15 protein-coding genes are annotated in these 16,326 nt (G+C 45.6%); 5 read left to right on the forward strand and 10 right to left on the reverse strand.

Translation table 11 applies throughout. From position 1 onward, the window contains the following. Window positions 1–7: 7 nt before the first annotated feature. The 4 genes from DXD11_RS11105 to DXD11_RS11120 all read right to left on the reverse strand — a co-directional run bounded on the left by DXD11_RS11105 (window position 8) and on the right by DXD11_RS11120 (window position 4,329). Entirely contained in the window at window positions 8–694 is a 687-nt protein-coding gene (locus DXD11_RS11105; protein WP_055272066.1) for a LytTR family transcriptional regulator DNA-binding domain-containing protein, read from the reverse strand. After that, a complete protein-coding gene (locus DXD11_RS11110) occupies window positions 688–987 on the reverse strand; it encodes a helix-turn-helix domain-containing protein (RefSeq protein WP_022215971.1) in 300 nt (99 codons plus the stop codon). The genes DXD11_RS11105 and DXD11_RS11110 overlap by 7 nt, the downstream gene beginning before the upstream one ends. A 154-nt stretch (window positions 988–1,141) precedes the next feature. Beyond that, window positions 1,142–2,311, reverse strand: a complete 1,170-nt coding sequence (locus DXD11_RS11115; RefSeq protein WP_022215972.1) for an NAD(P)-dependent malic enzyme — start codon at window positions 2,309–2,311, stop codon at window positions 1,142–1,144. A 140-nt stretch (window positions 2,312–2,451) separates the two neighbouring features. Next, window positions 2,452–4,329 (reverse strand): bifunctional homocysteine S-methyltransferase/methylenetetrahydrofolate reductase, encoded by a 1,878-nt coding sequence (locus DXD11_RS11120; RefSeq protein WP_118758401.1) that lies wholly within the window; start codon window positions 4,327–4,329, stop codon window positions 2,452–2,454. Between the two features lie 335 nt (window positions 4,330–4,664). Here DXD11_RS11120 and DXD11_RS11125 point away from each other — a divergent pair, with 335 nt between their 5' ends. Further along, the gene (locus DXD11_RS11125; protein ID WP_117550069.1) at window positions 4,665–5,939 is read left to right on the forward strand and encodes an ATP-binding protein; all 1,275 of its coding nucleotides are present in this window, start codon (window positions 4,665–4,667) and stop codon (window positions 5,937–5,939) included. 60 nt (window positions 5,940–5,999) lie between these two features. Here DXD11_RS11125 and DXD11_RS11130 read toward each other — a convergent pair whose 3' ends face one another. Together DXD11_RS11130 and glgB are read right to left on the reverse strand one after the other, a co-directional pair. Next, on the reverse strand, window positions 6,000–7,559 hold the full coding sequence (locus tag DXD11_RS11130) for an ABC-F family ATP-binding cassette domain-containing protein (protein WP_055272064.1): 1,560 nt from the start codon (window positions 7,557–7,559) through the stop codon (window positions 6,000–6,002). A gap of 12 nt (window positions 7,560–7,571) precedes the next feature. Further along, a complete protein-coding gene (gene glgB / locus DXD11_RS11135) occupies window positions 7,572–9,449 on the reverse strand; it encodes a 1,4-alpha-glucan branching protein GlgB (protein ID WP_118758402.1) in 1,878 nt (625 codons plus the stop codon). A gap of 313 nt (window positions 9,450–9,762) precedes the next feature. Between glgB and DXD11_RS11140 the strand changes: the two genes are divergently transcribed. Then, window positions 9,763–10,296 (forward strand): TetR/AcrR family transcriptional regulator, encoded by a 534-nt coding sequence (locus DXD11_RS11140; RefSeq protein WP_022215975.1) that lies wholly within the window; start codon window positions 9,763–9,765, stop codon window positions 10,294–10,296. A 20-nt stretch (window positions 10,297–10,316) separates the two neighbouring features. On the opposite strand, the gene DXD11_RS11145 is transcribed toward DXD11_RS11140, so the two are convergent. From DXD11_RS11145 to DXD11_RS11155, 3 genes are all read right to left on the reverse strand, one after another. Then, window positions 10,317–11,336 carry a PTS transporter subunit EIIB gene (locus DXD11_RS11145; RefSeq protein WP_117550067.1) on the reverse strand — a complete coding sequence of 340 codons (1,020 nt, stop codon included), beginning with the start codon at window positions 11,334–11,336 and terminating at the stop codon, window positions 10,317–10,319. Window positions 11,337–11,375: 39 nt separating this feature from the next. Next, window positions 11,376–12,176, reverse strand: coding sequence for a DNA alkylation repair protein (locus tag DXD11_RS11150; RefSeq protein WP_015534538.1), 801 nt, complete (start codon window positions 12,174–12,176; stop codon window positions 11,376–11,378). 62 nt (window positions 12,177–12,238) lie between these two features. Beyond that, window positions 12,239–13,192: a D-2-hydroxyacid dehydrogenase gene (locus DXD11_RS11155; RefSeq protein ID WP_118758403.1), complete on the reverse strand. Its 954-nt coding sequence runs from the start codon at window positions 13,190–13,192 to the stop codon at window positions 12,239–12,241. Window positions 13,193–13,449: 257 nt separating this feature from the next. Here DXD11_RS11155 and DXD11_RS11160 point away from each other — a divergent pair, with 257 nt between their 5' ends. From DXD11_RS11160 to DXD11_RS11170, 3 genes are all read left to right on the forward strand, one after another. Continuing rightward, on the forward strand, window positions 13,450–13,701 hold the full coding sequence (locus tag DXD11_RS11160) for an acyl carrier protein (RefSeq protein WP_015534536.1): 252 nt from the start codon (window positions 13,450–13,452) through the stop codon (window positions 13,699–13,701). Window positions 13,702–13,740: 39 nt separating this feature from the next. Further along, on the forward strand, window positions 13,741–14,784 hold the full coding sequence (locus DXD11_RS11165; RefSeq protein WP_117550065.1) for a hypothetical protein: 1,044 nt from the start codon (window positions 13,741–13,743) through the stop codon (window positions 14,782–14,784). A 186-nt stretch (window positions 14,785–14,970) separates the two neighbouring features. Further along, a complete protein-coding gene (locus DXD11_RS11170; RefSeq protein ID WP_118758404.1) occupies window positions 14,971–15,537 on the forward strand; it encodes a TIGR00730 family Rossman fold protein in 567 nt (188 codons plus the stop codon). On the opposite strand, the gene udp is transcribed toward DXD11_RS11170, so the two are convergent. Continuing rightward, window positions 15,527–16,294: a uridine phosphorylase gene (gene udp / locus DXD11_RS11175; protein WP_416387267.1), complete on the reverse strand. Its 768-nt coding sequence runs from the start codon at window positions 16,292–16,294 to the stop codon at window positions 15,527–15,529. The genes DXD11_RS11170 and udp overlap by 11 nt on opposite strands. Between the last annotated feature and the right edge of the window lie 32 nt (window positions 16,295–16,326).

The raw sequence follows: 16,326 nt of genomic DNA on the forward strand, positions 1-16,326 counted from the left end.
CTAACAACTAGCAATTGATCAGTTCACTGTAGTATCTTTTCACATCAGCGCGTCTTGTTGCGCTGATGTGTATACTTTTACCATTTGTCAGTATCATTTCATGAGCCGTGCATCTGCTCACATGATCCGGATTTACAAGATAGGATTCATGTGGTCTGATAAATCCCCCGTAGCCCACCTTCATGCGCTTTTCCATCTCGCCAATACTTCCATAAAAAACATATTTTTGTTCCGTTGTGACCAGATTTATGCGACGCAGTTCGCTTTCAAAATACATTATGCTCCGGGTATCTACACTGTATCTCACCCTTCCGGATACAAATGTGAATCTTCTCTCATCCCGGCTCCCCTCAACCGCCATCGTCATCACCTTTTTGAAATTTGCCGCATTAACAGGTTCATACAGAATATAACACGGTTGGATATCATACAATCTCCGGTTTATTCCTGCTGCTATCATCACGAGACTACCTACCCTGCGGTCTTTTTTCAAGACATCGGCCACATCCCAGGAACGATACACCACCACTACATCGTAAATTCCTTCAAGATCCATGTCGACCATGATCGCATGCACATTGTCATAATATCTCACAGCGCACACACATCCCGCATCTCTCTGCCATATACCCATGTACTCCTGCAACAACGGGCTCATTACTTTCTCCTCACTGTACACAGCAATCTTCAGCATATCTCCCTCCAAAGCTGCAGAAGCTTCCGCTCCTGTTCATCCCGGATAACGATTTCCTCCCTCGGAGTCACATCCTCCTCCATCACATCGATATCCCATATGAAATAATCACATGTGCGGTTAAGCACCCTCGACAGCAGCACCAGCCGCTTCAGGCTCGGCAGACTTCCGCCATTTTCAAGACGGCTTATATATTTGCCATCTGCATAGATAAGATACCCCAGCTCCTTCTGTGTGAGGTTCATAGACTTGCGGGCATCCTTTATTCTCTGCCCAATAATAACACTGTTCAATTTTTTCTCCTCCCTATCCGTCCCCGCGGACAACAATATTACTTTACAATAAAATCGCAAAATAAAAAACCGCATCCCATGCGGACTTTCCACATAAGATGCGATTTTTAGTACACTTATTTACTAAATATTTCGAAAAACTTTATTTTTATTCTTATTTTGTAATTCCAAGCTTTATTGCCTCGTCAGCTACAGCCTTGGCAACCACCTTAGCAACTCTCTCGTCAAATGCTCCAGGAATGATGTAATCCTCCTTGAGCTCATCATCTGTTACAATGGATGCGATAGCCTTGGCTGCTGCCATCTTCATCTCTTCAGTTATGCCTGTTGCCTTGGCGTCCAGGGCACCTCTGAATATTCCCGGGAATACTAGAACGTTATTGATCTGGTTTGGATAATCCGAACGGCCCGTCGCCATTACTCTTACTCCGCCCTTTGCCGCTTCCTCAGGCATGATCTCAGGTGTAGGGTTTGCCATGGCAAATACTATAGGATCTGCTGCCATAGATGCAACCATCTCTGCTGTCACGATATTTGGAGCTGAAACTCCGACAAATACATCCTTACCCTTCATTATCTCGGCAAGAGAACCTGTCTGTCTGTCCTTGTTTGTAATCTCTGCCATCTCTGCCTGTGCCGGATTCATCCAGTCCTGTCCAGGACACAGAGCACCCTGCCTGTCCACGAGAACCACATTGCCTATACCGAGCTGAAGCAGAAGCTTACATATTGATATACCTGCAGAACCTGCTCCGTTGATAACCACATTTGCCTCGTCAAACGGCTTGCCGACAAGCTTTAACGCATTGATGAGTCCTGCTGACACAACGATAGCTGTACCATGCTGATCGTCATGGAATACAGGAATGTCAAGTTCTTCCTTAAGTCTTTTCTCTATCTCGAAGCATCTTGGAGCTGATATATCCTCCAGATTGATTCCGCCAAATACAGGTGCAATGCGCTTTACTGTCTCAACGATCTCATCCACATCCTTTGTGTCAAGGCAGATAGGGAATGCGTCAACTCCGCCGAACTCCTTGAAGAGTATGGACTTTCCTTCCATTACAGGTATAGCTGCCTCAGGTCCTATATCTCCCAGACCGAGAACCGCTGTTCCGTCTGATACCACGGCAACCATGTTGCCCTTGCATGTATATTTGTATACGTCAGCCTTATTGTCACGGATCTTTCTGCAAGGCTCTGCAACGCCCGGTGTGTAAGCCGTGCTCAGATCGTCTCTGTTCTTCACTGCCACCTTGGACACTACCTCTACCTTACCCTTGTGCTCCTCATGCATCTTAAGACTTAAACTATTGTAATCCATGTCTGTTCCTTTCTGCGCATCCGCGCATCCTGTATTTTATCTACTGTATATATAACAGCGCCTCTCCTATATAGCGCTGCTCCGGAATCCCTGTTTTCCCCGGCAACACCGCTTATTCCATAATAACCTTGACTCACATTTTAGTCAACGATATGTGCCAGCATATGTACTCTGTTGAATGGGAACGAGAAGTAATATCCGTCCGCAAAGTCCGAAGTGTACTCAAGTATATCTCTGGCAATCTGTATGCCGCACTCCTCGCCTTCCTGCCTTGTGGCATTTTCACTGTATCTCTCTATGATCTCGTCCGGGATCTCTATGCCTGACATCTCATTTTTCATGAACAAGGCATTTCGCCTGCTGACAAGCGGCATGATTCCCACAAGTATTGTCGCGCCGGTCTCAGCCTTCATGTCTCTGAGGATCTGTGCCTGCTCTCTGGAGAACACCGGCTGTGTCAGAAAGAATTCAGCCCCGGCTTCCATCTTTCTCTTTATTCTGTCTATCTCAAACTTTGTGTTAAGTCTGTTCTGGTTGATCGCTCCGCCGTAGGTGATCTTATCCCCGCTGAACACCTCTTCGTTCATAGACTGCAGCAGCTTCATCATTCCGACTGAATCAAAGTTGAACACGCTCCTGGTCGTCTGTCTGAACATGACCGGAACCGGATCACCTGTTATGACAAGGAAATCCTTTATACCATTAAGCTGTGAACCGAGCACGCTTCCCCTTATGGCTATGGCATTCTTATCACGGCAGCACAGATGCGGCATGACCCTGAGTCCTGTCTCCTTATGCACTTTCTCCGCCATGAGTATGGAATCCGCTCTGGTTCTTCCCGATGGCGAATCAGGGAATGTCACCACATCCACATGTGACTGCTTAAGTATATGGGCTGCATCAAGCAGCTTCTGATCGTTGACATCCACCGGAGGTGCCAGCTCCACAGCAATCAGCTTGTGCTTGTGTCCGTCGGCATTTTTTGTGGCTGCCCCGCCACGCTCCAGACGTCCTTTGAGAAAATTGTCCTTTACAGCACTGTCAGCCTGTACCTTTTCCACATGAACCTTGGCAGCCTTTGCAATATCTCCGGTTTTCACCCATTCCATGATCTGATGTATGTATTCAGGATTTGTTCCGCAGCATCCTCCTATGATATCTGCACCAAGCGCCGCTATGTCCTGGATCTTATCTATGAATCCCTCTTTGTTGTCATTGAACACCAGTCTGCTCTGTGTAAACTTCGGGTATCCCGCATTCGGCATGACTGATACAGGCTTTCCGCAGTCTATATCCAGCTTTTTCAGAAGCTGAAGCATATGGTACGGACCAACTCCGCAGTTGAATCCAACACAGTCCACGTCCTTATTTCCTGCCACCTGGGAGAGCAATGCCCTTGCCGAAAATCCACAGTTGCTGTACCCAAACTGGTTCACGCAGAACGACACCATGACCGGCGTGTCCTTTCTTGCCTTCAGGTGCTTCACCACAGGCTCGAGCACATTGAACTCAGGAAATGTCTCAAACCAGATGATATCCACTCCCATGTCCTGCATCGCCTCACCCAGCAGCTTGTACTGTGACACCCTCTCATTCAGTGTGAGACCGGCATCCGCAGGTATCGGACCTATATCTCCGGCAACGGACACCTTTTTTCGATATGTTCCAGATTCATCGGCTTCTGTCACAACTGCATCACTCGTCCTGACACAATCTGCTGCTTCCACATCTTCTTCCGCAGCCTGCTTCGCAAGCTTCACCGCTGCACGCACATTTGAAATGACATAATCCATGTCAGCATCAAGACTCGCTGTATTTGCCGCAAATGTATTTGTCCTTATAAGTCCGGCTCCAGCCTTCACATACTCCTTATGGATCTCCAGCACACGCTCCGGGTGGCGCATGTTTGCAAGCTCAGGAGCGACAGTTCCCTGCTCTCCGTACATTCCCACATAACAGGTTCCAAATGCCCCATCCGCGACAAGTAATTTATCCTTTAAACTCTCAAGTATATTCATCTAACATCTCCATCCTAATATTATTTTTCTACCTGTGTCTAAGTCCGATCCTTACATGTTAACTTCAGCCCTGTCCGCACTCTCATCTTTATTGCTTTACATCGGTGAACCATCCTACATAGAATAATATAATACATCTTCATAGTCAATTATTACTGGATTGAAATCATTAAATCTATCGGATTGGGATTGTAAAATCCATCGGATTGAGATTGCAAAATTAATCGGATTGAGATTGCAAAATCCCTTGCATTATATTATCATAATTTATAAATATATATAACTACTCAGGTCAATAATATTAGTGACATATAAGAACGGAGAGCATATAGCATATGAAAAGAAAAGATTACAAGCCAAGACTTTTAGACAATATATTAGATAATTACTTAGAAGCATTTGGCGCAGTATGCGTAGAAGGTCCTAAATGGTGCGGGAAAACATGGACATCGTCATACCATTGCAAAAGCGAGATAATGATTGGCAATCCAGATGGGAATTTTCAAAACAGACAATTGGCACAGCTAAGTCCATCATTGGTTTTGGTTGGTGAAACGCCAAGATTGATCGATGAATGGCAGGAAGTTCCACAACTATGGGATGCTGTCCGATTTAAGGTTGATCAAAACGGCACTAAAGGACAATTTATATTGACAGGATCTGCAACACCAAATCACAAAGGAATATTGCATAGTGGTGCTGGAAGGATTGCAAAATTAAGAATGCACCCAATGTCATTATTTGAAAGTGGCAATTCCAGCGGAAGCGTCTCGCTTAAAGATATATGCAACGGCAAGATAGAACCTCAAATATTAGGTGAAGTTAATCTGTCAAGGCTTATTGATTTTATTATAAGAGGCGGCTGGCCTGCCAATCAGGATGCGCCATTAAAACAGGCAGCATATCTTCCTAAGCAATATATTCAGGCTGTATTGGATGATGATGTATATCGAATAGATGAAATAAAAAGAGATAAACACAAAATGGAATTACTTCTCCGCTCACTTGCAAGAAATGAGGCTACAACTGTAACAAACAACAAACTTAAAAATGATATTAAAGAAATCGACAACGAAGATATTGATGTAGAAACCGTTGCCGCCTATCTGGATGTTTTTCACAGACTCTTCCTAACGGATAATCAAAAGCCTTTTGAAGCGAAGCTTCGATCACCCATCCGCATCAAACAGGCCGAAAAGAGACATTTGTCAGACCCGTCCTTAGCAGCTGCCTTGCTAAATGCAACCCCTGAAATGCTATTGAATGATTTGAATACACTAGGATTCTTATTCGAAGCATTATGTGAAAGAGATTTAAAAATATATGCAGAATCCTTCGATGCAGAATTATATCATTATCAGGATTATAATAACAACGAGATGGATGCAGTTATAGCACTGCCCAACGGAAAATGGTGTGGATTTGAAATAAAACTGGGTGCAAACCAAATAGATGCTGCTGCCGAAAATCTTATAAAAATAAAAAAAGCAATTGAATCCAATGGCGGAATGGGTCCGGATTCATTATGTGTTATATGTGGATTATCTAACGCAGCATATCAAAGGTCTGATGGTGTATTTGTTGTTCCCATTACAGCATTGAGAAATTAGTTCTTGAACAGATTAAAAACAGGCTCGCCTTGACAATAATCAAAGCAGAGCCTGTTTATCTCACTGAAGGAGCGTGTACTGCTCCAGATTCCACACGTCTGTCACAAGACCATCATAAAATTCAGGCTCATGACATACCAGAAGTATAGACCCCTTATACTCGGAAAGAGCACGCTTCAATTCATCCTTGGCATCAACGTCAAGATGGTTTGTCGGCTCGTCAAGCAGAAGCACATTTGTATCAGTGTTGATTAACTTGCAAAGTCTCACCTTCGCCTGCTCGCCACCCGAGAGGACCTTCACCTTGCTCTCGATATGCTTGGTGGTAAGTCCGCATTTGGCAAGAGCCGCACGTACCTCATACTGGGTATATCCCGGGAATTCCTCCCAGATTTCCTGCAGGCATGTATTCTCACTCGGCTTGACCTCCTGCTCAAAGTATCCAATGTGCAGATAGTCGCCAAGCTGCGCCTTGCCGGATATAGCCGGGATAAGTCCAAGCACACTCTTCAGGAATGTCGTCTTTCCTATACCATTCGTTCCTGTGATGGCTATCTTGTCACCGCGCTCCATGCGGAGATTCATCGGTTTGGAAAGCGGCTTGTCCTTGCTGTAACCTATCACCAGATCATCGGTCTCGAATATGACCTTACCAGAGGTTCTCGCTTCCTTGAAGTTGAACTCAGGCTTCGGTTTCTCACGCTCAAGCTGAATGACATCCATCTTGTCAAGTTTCTTCTGTCTGGACATAGCCATATTTCTTGTGGCAACCCGGGCTTTATTTCTCGCCACAAAATCCTTCAGCTCAGATATCTCCTGCTGCTGCTTTCTGTACGCAGCCTCAAGCTGGGATTTCTTCACCGCATACACCTCCTGGAACTTGTCATAATCGCCGACATATCTGTTGAGCTGACAATTCTCCATATGGTATATGATATTTACAACTGAATTCAGGAACGGAATGTCATGGGATATAAGAATAAACGCATTCTCGTATTCCTGAAGGTATCTCTTGAGCCACTCTATATGGTGTGCATCAAGATAATTCGTAGGCTCGTCGAGCAGAAGTATCTCCGGCTTTTCAAGCAGAAGCTTCGCCAGCAGAACCTTGGTTCTCTGTCCGCCCGACAGCTCAGTTACATCCTTGTCCAGTCCCAGCTGCAGCAGGTCAAATGCTCTGGCAACCTCCTCAACCTTCGAGTCTATTATATAGAAGTCATGGCTGTCCAGAAGATCCTGAAGAAGTCCCATCTCCTCAAGAAGAGTGTTCATCTCATCCTCGTCAGTGACCTCCGCCAGCTTGTCACATATCTCATTTATCCTCTTCTCCATATCGAAAAGTCTGGAGAACGCATCCCTCAGCACTCCGCCTATGGTCATGCCCGGCTCAAGGACCGTGTGCTGATCCAGATATCCGACCTTCACATTCTTCGCCCAGGTCACTGTGCCCTCATCCGGCATGAGACTGCCCGTCACTATATTCATGAAGGTTGATTTACCTTCACCATTTGCGCCGACAAGCCCTATGTGCTCGCCTGCCAGAAGTCTGAATGACACATTTTCAAATATTGCCCTGTCACCAAATCCATGGCTAAGGTTGCTTACATCTAATATCATAATCTCTCCTTTTTACTAATCCACCGGCTTTAAATACATTACAGACAGAGCCGGAAGATCAAAGCCGAAGTCACCGCATACGCCCTTGATACTCTTTACGGTGTCTTTAGTGTTTCCACCGTATTTATTCCAGTCCGTGTTCATGAGGACTTTCATGGAATTGCCCTCACCGTATCTGAAGTGATAATCCCTGTATGTATTTCCTGATAGGTTCATGACTACTACTATCTTATTTTCCTCAATAACTCTCTGGAATATATATACAACATCCTGCTCTTTGCCACAGAGTATCCAGTCAAACCCGTGAGGATCATCATCCCACCCTGACAACGCAGGCTCTTTCAGATAGAGCTTATTCAAATCTTTTATAAATCTGTTAAATGAATCGTGGTTCGGGTATTTCAGTATATCCCAGTCCTGCTCACGCTTCTCGTCCCACTCTCTTAGCTGGGCTATCTCGTTACCCATGAAGTTAAGCTTCTTGCCCGGATGCGCATACATGTAGGCGTAGAGCGCCTTTGCATTTGGGAATTTCTCTTCATATGATCCCGCCATCTTCTGGGCTATGGTTGCCTTGCCATGCACAACCTCGTCATGCGAGAGTGGCAGCATGTATCTCTCATTATAAAAATACATCATGGAGAATGTCAGCTTGTGATACTGGTCGCCTCTACAAAACGGCAGAGTCCTGAAGAAATTCAATGTGTCATTCATCCAACCCATATCCCATTTGTAGTCAAATCCCAGTCCGCCGTATCCGACTTCCTTGGTGGTTCCCTTGTAGTCCGTGGAATCCTCGGCGCAGAGAATACATGACGGGTGTCTGTCCTTAAGTCCCTGGTTAAGCCCCTTTATAAACTCGACCGCCCTGTCATTTACACCTCTAGACTCGTCGCCCATCCAGTAGATTATCCTGCTGATGGCATCCATTCTTAGGCCATCAAAATGATACTCTGTGAGCCAGTAATTCGCCGCACTCTTGAGAAATGTCTGAACTTCTCCCTTGGAATGGATGAAATTCTTACTACCCCACTCGCTGTAGCCCACATCATCGGTCGGATGCTCATACAGATTGGTTCCGTCATACTTTGCAAGTCCATATCCATCCAGTGCAAAATGCACAGGCACATAGTCCATGATGGCACCTATGCCGTTCTTGTGAAGCGTGTCGATGAGGAACTTCAAGTCATCCGCCGTTCCGTATCTAGCCGTCGGACTGAAGAATCCGGTATTCTGGTAGCCCCATGACTCATCACATGGATGCTCCGAAAGCGGCATAAACTCCACATAATTGTAGCCCTGCTCTTTCAGATATTCCACAAGCATCGGTGCTATCTCTCTGTATGTATACCAGCCCTCAGCAACTCGGTCAGTCTCAATGACTTCTTCCGGTGTCAGCTGTTTTCCATTCTCATCATACACCGGCTTGCAGTGCCATGAGCCCATGTGCATCTCATACACATTGAGCGGACCACCCTTGCACTCATTCCGTGTCCTCATCCATCTTGCATCGCCAAATGTATACTCATCCATATCTCTTATTATAGATGCAAATGCCGGTCTCAGCTCCATGCCGAATCCATACGGATCACAGTGATCCACACAATATCCATCTCTCTGGTATATCTTATATTTATACATCTGTCCAGCCTTTGCCCCCGGCACAAAACACTTGAAAAAGCTGCCGTCGTAGCACCTCTTCATGGTGGTCTCTCCCCAGGAATTGAACTCACCTGTGACCGTCACCGACTCCGCATTCGGCGCATATGTCACAAAATCCACGCCTGTCACGGTCTTCCTCCTGCTCTTGCCCACATTCTCCTTCACAACGTGTGCGCCGAGCTCATTATAAGCATCAAAGCACCTTCCTGAATAAAACTCATACAAATCCATAACTTTTCCTCCATACAAGGTTAATATTCAAGTCTCATCACCCAAGCCCTCGCAGTCATTTCTTGACTGTAGTAAATTACCTTCAGTATACCGTTGCACATCCGCTATATGAATATTCGTTTTTTGATAAAAGTAAAATAATTTACTCCAGACAATTATTGACAATTAGATTTAATATGTATATACGTTTTTTTGACTATATCTTTCTTTTGTTGTATTCTATATTATAATGCATAGAGCATCATCAGGGCGCTTACAGCCATTTATAATCATTACCCGCGTACAGCTTTTGTATGATCAGAAAGGAGCTTTTATGGACAGAAGGATTCAGCGTACACGCAACAGCTTATTCAGCGCATTTATCGAACTGCGTGCCACCAAACCTGTGGAGAAGATCACAGTGAAGGAACTCACAGAAAAGGCCAATATCAGCAAGCAGACTTTCTATCTGCATTTTCAGGATATATATGATCTGTCGGAATACCTCGAAAATGATGCTCTTCTGTCCCTCATCGGTGACATTCCAAATCCAGAATATATGCTTACCAATCCTGCAGAAGCAAGCAGGCAGTTATGCAACGCATTTATCAACCAGGGACATTTGTTCTCCATACTCTTTCCTGATGACAATAGAAGCTACGGAGTCCTGACCAACAAGCTCGACGCCCTCATCAAGGAAAAGATATATGACGTCCGTCCCGAGTTCAGAGATGACCTTGCCAAGAATGTTGAGGTGTCAATGTTCGTACAAGGCTGTGCTTATACTTTCCTGAAATACAAAGATCAGGATGCCGCTATGGTCATAGATACCCTTGCTGGAATCATAGACAGGGCAACCAGAGCGTAAATAAATGGCATGTGAGCTTTTCAGACGACAAGCTCGCATGCCACATATTCATAATTCACTTTCTCTCTCCTGTTTATCTTAAGCTGATATCCTTTATCTATACCACCAGAATGACCTGTATCAGCATTTTCATCGGAATGTACCTCCAGCACAGCATATACAGTTTCGCCTCTGCCAGCAAGCGTCTCATATGGATACTCTGCAAGCAGCCTTCCTTTTCGCACCTTCTCACCATCACCACATGTAAGTCTTATATCTACATAGCTCTGTGTCCTCTGCCATCCGGTGTCGATCTCTGATATCAGATATATCCTCACCACGTATCCTTCCTCAGATGTACACTCTATCTGACCTTCTCCGGCTTTACTATATCCAGCCTTGCAGTCAAACGGCGCTCTGATCTCTCCCCGTGTGGCTCGAATCGCACACAAGCCGACACTCCCGTCTCCCAGGTTCTGTAGGCAATGTATATCAGATACGCGCACAACATCACCTTCAACAGGCACATACACCTTCTTAAGCACTCTTTCATAATCGATCTCAGCCTCCTGTTCAATATTATCTTTCCTGTGTCCATCTATATATCTTCCAAGCTCTCGGCATATCCTTTCCACCTGATCCTCATAGAATACCTGCACCTGCCTGCCCTTTGCCAGTATTCCCAGAGCTCCTGTGGCTTTCAATCTTCTCCTGTCCACCAGCGCCCCGTTGTTCACCGTAACTCTAAGTCTTGTATCACTGCTCCTCAGACTGTAAATATTTGCTGTTCCTCCCAAAGCTCCAGCAATGGCAATGGCTACAGCATCACCATCGATGTAGTTATCCTCCGATGAATACTCCCTGTCCTCCCGCTCATCCTGACTATCTTCCAGACTGCCTGAGGCATTTCCCCTGACGTATTTTCTTATCCATACGGTCAGACATACCGCAGCCGCCAAACAGACAATCACCAGCACCATTGCCACCATAAACTCATTTTCAATATTATTGATCCCAGCCAAAGCAAAAAGGACATCCATATCCGCATTCAAATTTCTCATAAGAATTCCTCCTGCAAATATAATGTCCTTCTCTTAATTTTAATATTCATTTATAACTTCCGCAAACCTGTTCACATCCGCCTCCGGCAGCCTGTATATCTTCTCTATCTTGTTCTTAGTCATCTCCAGAATCTGCCTGTCAAACTGTGCACCTTTTATGTACTCAATCGTCTTGTCCGGGAACACGAAATAGCTCTCCGCCAGGCCAAAGGCTACACCGTCCTTTGCATAGTAGCCGCCATCCTGCATATGTTCAAATGCATAAAGGCATTTGTCGATATACTTGTCATTCACAAAGTAGCACTTCAGCATGATAGCCACGAACCTGAGTCTGAAGTCATCGGACATATCCTGCCAGGTTCCTACTGCGATGCCTCCCTGTCCCTCTGGAATCTCTGCCTCCTCCTTCTTTCTCCACGCAGGATTCAGCTCGGAATCCCCCATATACTTCATGATGAATTCCCACACTATCTCCGGGTACATGGATGCCGCCACAAATGTACTACAGAACGAGTCACACACCCACCAGTTGTCTATCTTGGGAACAAATTCATCGGCATATGCAAGTATCTCCTCCAGCTTGCCCTGTGCGAATCCAAGGACAAGCCCCTGAATGACCACATCCTCCAGCGTATCATCCGGCGCATGCTTCAGATACTCCTTCCAGTTTATGTCGGCTATCTGTCTGGCTATCTCCTTCAGATCATCCAGCCTCACACCTATTATATTGCCACAGCCCGGAAGGTTCATGGCCAGATATTTGCCAAATTCCGGATCCATGTGCTCATACAGTTCAGACCTAACCAGTCTGTTCACATCCTCAAAAGAACTGCTCTCCATCTTCCTGATCTATCCTTTCTTCTTACAGCTAAATTTCTGCTCAATGGCTAATCGTATTCTTTTTATACTGTATTTACAGGCTTTCCATTGAGAAACGCCTCTATATTGCCACCCGCTATATTGAGAAGTCTCTCCCTGACCTCCTTCGGTGCCCAGGCGATATGTGGTGTTATGATCACATTCTTTGCCGTGAGAAGCGGATTGTCCGCCGCCATAGGCTCCTGTGCTATGACATCCACCGCGGCTCCAGCTATACGTTCCTCGTTCAGGGCATCTGCCAGATCCTTCTCCACAATGCAGCCGCCTCTGGCAGTGTTTATGATGAATGTAGTCTTCTTCATCCGGCCTATCGCACTCCTGTCTATCATTCCCTCCGTCTCAGGAAACAGAGGACAGTGTATGCTTATCACATCCGACTGTGCGAACAGTTCATCCCTCTCAGCCCAGCTTATCCAATCGCCATCCGGCAGGGCTTTCCTCGTCCGGCTGTTCACCAGCACCCTCATGCCAAATGCATGTGCGATCTCAGTCACCTTCATACCTATACTGCCATAGCCTATGATACCCATAGTCTTGCCCGCAAGCTCCATGGTCGGCATCACACTGTAGGAGAAATCCTTACTTCTCACCCAGCCACCGTCCTTCACTGACGCATCATGCGCCCCGACCCTGTTTGCCAGTTCCAGAAGCAGTGCAAATGTAAACTGCGCCACAGCATCCGTACTGTATGCCGGAACATTTGTAACCACTATGCCGTGCTCATGTGCCGCCTCCACATCGACCACATTGTAGCCGGTGGCAAGCACACCTATATATCCGAGGTTCGGACAGGCCTCGATCACAGCCCTGTCTATCACCGTCTTGTTCGTTGTTATGATCTCCGCATCGCCTATCCTTGAGACCACCTCTGACCTGTCGGTTCTGTCATACACCATCAGCTCGCCATACTTGCCAATGCTGTCCCAGCTAATATCGCCGGAATTCGCTGCACATCCATCCAGAACAACTATCTTCATGTCCATCACCCTGCCTTATCGTATATTGTTGTTCTATATTTTACATCAACTGTCTGATCTTTCAAAAAAAATTATAATATTTTATTGAACTATACCATATTTTACACCATATACTTCACGGTAATTTTAACATTTAACGCAAAAATGCACAAATATTTCTGTACGGATTGAATAATTTTATTGAAAAATACTGTCAAACACATTAAAATATAAGTAACGTGCATTGGTAACATATCAAAACGAATGGGAGGTTTGAAATGGACAAAGACACATTAACAAAAAAAGTATTGGAGGTTTTTTCTGATATTCTTCCAGACATAGATGCGGGCAAGCTGGACATGACTGCAGAACTCACCACCGAATATGGCGTGAATTCCGTTTCCATCATTCAGTTCATCGTCGGACTTGAGCAGGCTTTTAACATTGAATTTGATGATTCTGAGCTTGCACTTGGCCTCTACTATGACATGAACGATGTAGTCAAGGCTGTAGCAGCCAAGGTCAGCTAACATCACGTAATCTTAATATGAAATGGAGGTAATAAGCACATGAGCAAAAAGATTTTGCCAATAAGCTATCCAATGATAACATCCTGGCAGTGGCATGCCACACTTTTCTCGATCATAGGGGACGACGAGAAAGCCAAGAATTGGATATTCAGCAATTATATACAGTTAAGATGTTACAACATCGAAGAGATCTTCACAGGAGATGAGATGCTTCTTGCAGATATGATGCCGGGAAGCAGTTCACTTAAGGAATGCCCTTATCTTCTCTTCTCTCTCATGACAAAGGAGCAGGTAGAGAGCTACTGCGGAGATATTCTCACTTTCATCAAGAAGACCATCAATCTGGGCGGATATGTATACGGAGTATTTGACGAGGCTAAGATCCTCTGCGATTCCGGTGCCGACTACAAATTCCCACACGAGCTCTTCATCTACGGATATGACGACGAGGAGCAGCAGTTCTATGTTGGAGATTTCACATTTGGCGAGCATTATTCCTACTCAAAAGTATCATACTCAGATGTGAGAAACGGCTACGACACCATCACAGCCCAGGAGGATCATATTTTCAAGGACGACTACAAGGGACGCCGTGGAATATACGTGATCCAGAAGAATCTGGCTGATACATACTACGAACTCGACACACAGTATATCAAGGATACCCTCATCGAGTACCTTGAGTCAAAGGATACCAAGAATCACTTCCGTATGATGAGGAATCGTTTTAAGGACACAGTATTTGGGGTTGATGTCTACGATGCGGTTCTGAAGCAGATCGGCAAGCAGCTTTCAGCAGAGGACCCAGACTTTGATATACGTGCTCTTCACATCCTGTATGACCACAAGGTTCTCATGATGGAGAGACTCAAGTACATGATGGATCACAGATATATTGAATTCAACGGTGATATCCTGAATGATTATATGGAGGTTGAGAACACCATGCTCACCGCCAGAAACCTTCTCATCAAGACTTCCATCACAGGCAAGGTTGACTGTATGGACAGATTTGAGAAGTACCTTATGGGTGCAAAAGAAAAAGAGATCGCAGTTCTGGGCAAAGTTGTTGAGCTTCTGTAATCTCGTATCATTCTTTTCATGTTTTCCCTTTGCGGGGCAGTCCTATGGCTGCTCCGCATTTTTTTGCAATTTTACATTATTTTATAAATAATTTCTTCCAAATTATCATTTACTTCTATATACTGTTTAATAAATGATTTTTACGGCAGTTCAGGAATACCTGGCATTGTCACATTGGAGGTTTTTATGAATGTATGTGTATACGGCGCGTCAAGCAACGACATTGACAGATCTTATATAGAAGAAACAGAATATTTAGGAAGGGAAATCGCCAAAAGAGGCCACACTCTTGTGTACGGTGCTGGAGCAAATGGGCTCATGGGCGCAGTGGCAAGGGGTGTATACGAAGAAAATGGCACCATAATAGGCGTCACTCCCTCATTCTTTAATGTTGACGGAATACTGTTTGAGAATGTCTCCGAGCTGATAACCACTGAGACCATGAGAGAGCGCAAACAGATCATGGAAGATAAGGCAGACGCTTTCATCGTAACGCCCGGCGGAATTGGCACTCTCGAGGAATTCTTTGAGATCCTCACGCTCAAGCAGCTCGGACGTCACGGCAAAGCAATCGTAATTTTCAATCAGAACGGATTCTACGATCATCTTCTGTCCATGCTCAAAGAGACGTCGGACAAAGGCTTTATGACGCCTGCGACCAACGAGATATATACCATCATGGATAATTCAGATGAGATTCTTGACTATCTTGAAAGCTACAAGACAGACATAGGTCGTGTATTCAAGTTCTGATAAGCTTCTTCACAGCTTCAATAGCCACACGTATGGCTTTATCGGTGTCGTGTACCTCAGGATTCGGGAGACCGGCTGCAGCCCTCTCCTGATTCGCCACCACAAGGAAGCACGCACCGACCCTGACCCGCAGGAACGCTCCAACTATGAACAATGCAGCAGATTCCATCTCAGAGGCCTTGCAGCCCATCTTCTTCCACGCTTCCCATTTGTTCATAAGCTCATATCCAACCGGCATGATTCCCGGCGAGTGCTGTCCATAAAATGAGTCCTTGCTCTGAACCACACCTGTGTGTGCCGTCACTCCAAGTGCTCCTGCTGACTCTCTGAGCGCATTCACCACATCTATATCCGCAACCGCAGGGTACTCTATAGGCGCATACTCTCTTGACGTGCCCTCCATCCTGACAGCTCCCGTGGCGATCACCACGTCTCCGCCTACGATCTCAGTCTGCATACCGCCACAGGTTCCAACCCTGATAAAAGTGTGGGCACCGGCGTGCACCAGCTCCTGCATGGCTATGGCCGCCGACGGGCCGCCTATACCTGTGGACGTGACACTGACCTTCTCTCCATCCAGATAGCCTGTATACGTGACAAATTCCCTGCTGTCCGCCACCAGCTCCGCATCTTCGAGATATGCTGCTATCGCCTTACATCTCTTCGGATCCCCCGGCATGATAACATACCGGCCTATCATATCCTCATTTACCTTTATATGGTATTCCAACCCCTGATCCGCTTCGTATATCATAATCATCCCTCCTGACACTTGTCTCACAGCATAGG

The sequence above is a fragment of the Coprococcus sp. TF11-13 genome (assembly GCF_003481085.1).
In the GTDB taxonomy this organism is placed as follows: Bacteria; Bacillota; Clostridia; order Lachnospirales; family Lachnospiraceae; genus Coprococcus; species Coprococcus aceti.

Bases quoted from the DNA above. Each gene is read 5' to 3' on its own strand.
- DXD11_RS11165 (WP_117550065.1), top strand. From the start codon at position 13,741: ATGAGCAAAAAGATTTTGCCAATAAGCTATCCAATGATAACATCCTGG.
- DXD11_RS11120 (WP_118758401.1), bottom strand. From the start codon at position 4,329: ATGAATATACTTGAGAGTTTAAAGGATAAATTACTTGTCGCGGATGGG.
- glgB (WP_118758402.1), bottom strand. From the start codon at position 9,449: ATGGATTTGTATGAGTTTTATTCAGGAAGGTGCTTTGATGCTTATAAT.
- DXD11_RS11145 (WP_117550067.1), bottom strand. From the start codon at position 11,336: ATGAGAAATTTGAATGCGGATATGGATGTCCTTTTTGCTTTGGCTGGG.
- DXD11_RS11170 (WP_118758404.1), top strand. From the start codon at position 14,971: ATGAATGTATGTGTATACGGCGCGTCAAGCAACGACATTGACAGATCT.
- DXD11_RS11160 (WP_015534536.1), top strand. From the start codon at position 13,450: ATGGACAAAGACACATTAACAAAAAAAGTATTGGAGGTTTTTTCTGAT.
- DXD11_RS11155 (WP_118758403.1), bottom strand. From the start codon at position 13,192: ATGAAGATAGTTGTTCTGGATGGATGTGCAGCGAATTCCGGCGATATT.
- DXD11_RS11105 (WP_055272066.1), bottom strand. From the start codon at position 694: ATGCTGAAGATTGCTGTGTACAGTGAGGAGAAAGTAATGAGCCCGTTG.
- DXD11_RS11125 (WP_117550069.1), top strand. From the start codon at position 4,665: ATGAAAAGAAAAGATTACAAGCCAAGACTTTTAGACAATATATTAGAT.
- DXD11_RS11150 (WP_015534538.1), bottom strand. From the start codon at position 12,176: ATGGAGAGCAGTTCTTTTGAGGATGTGAACAGACTGGTTAGGTCTGAA.
- DXD11_RS11140 (WP_022215975.1), top strand. From the start codon at position 9,763: ATGGACAGAAGGATTCAGCGTACACGCAACAGCTTATTCAGCGCATTT.
- DXD11_RS11115 (WP_022215972.1), bottom strand. From the start codon at position 2,311: ATGGATTACAATAGTTTAAGTCTTAAGATGCATGAGGAGCACAAGGGT.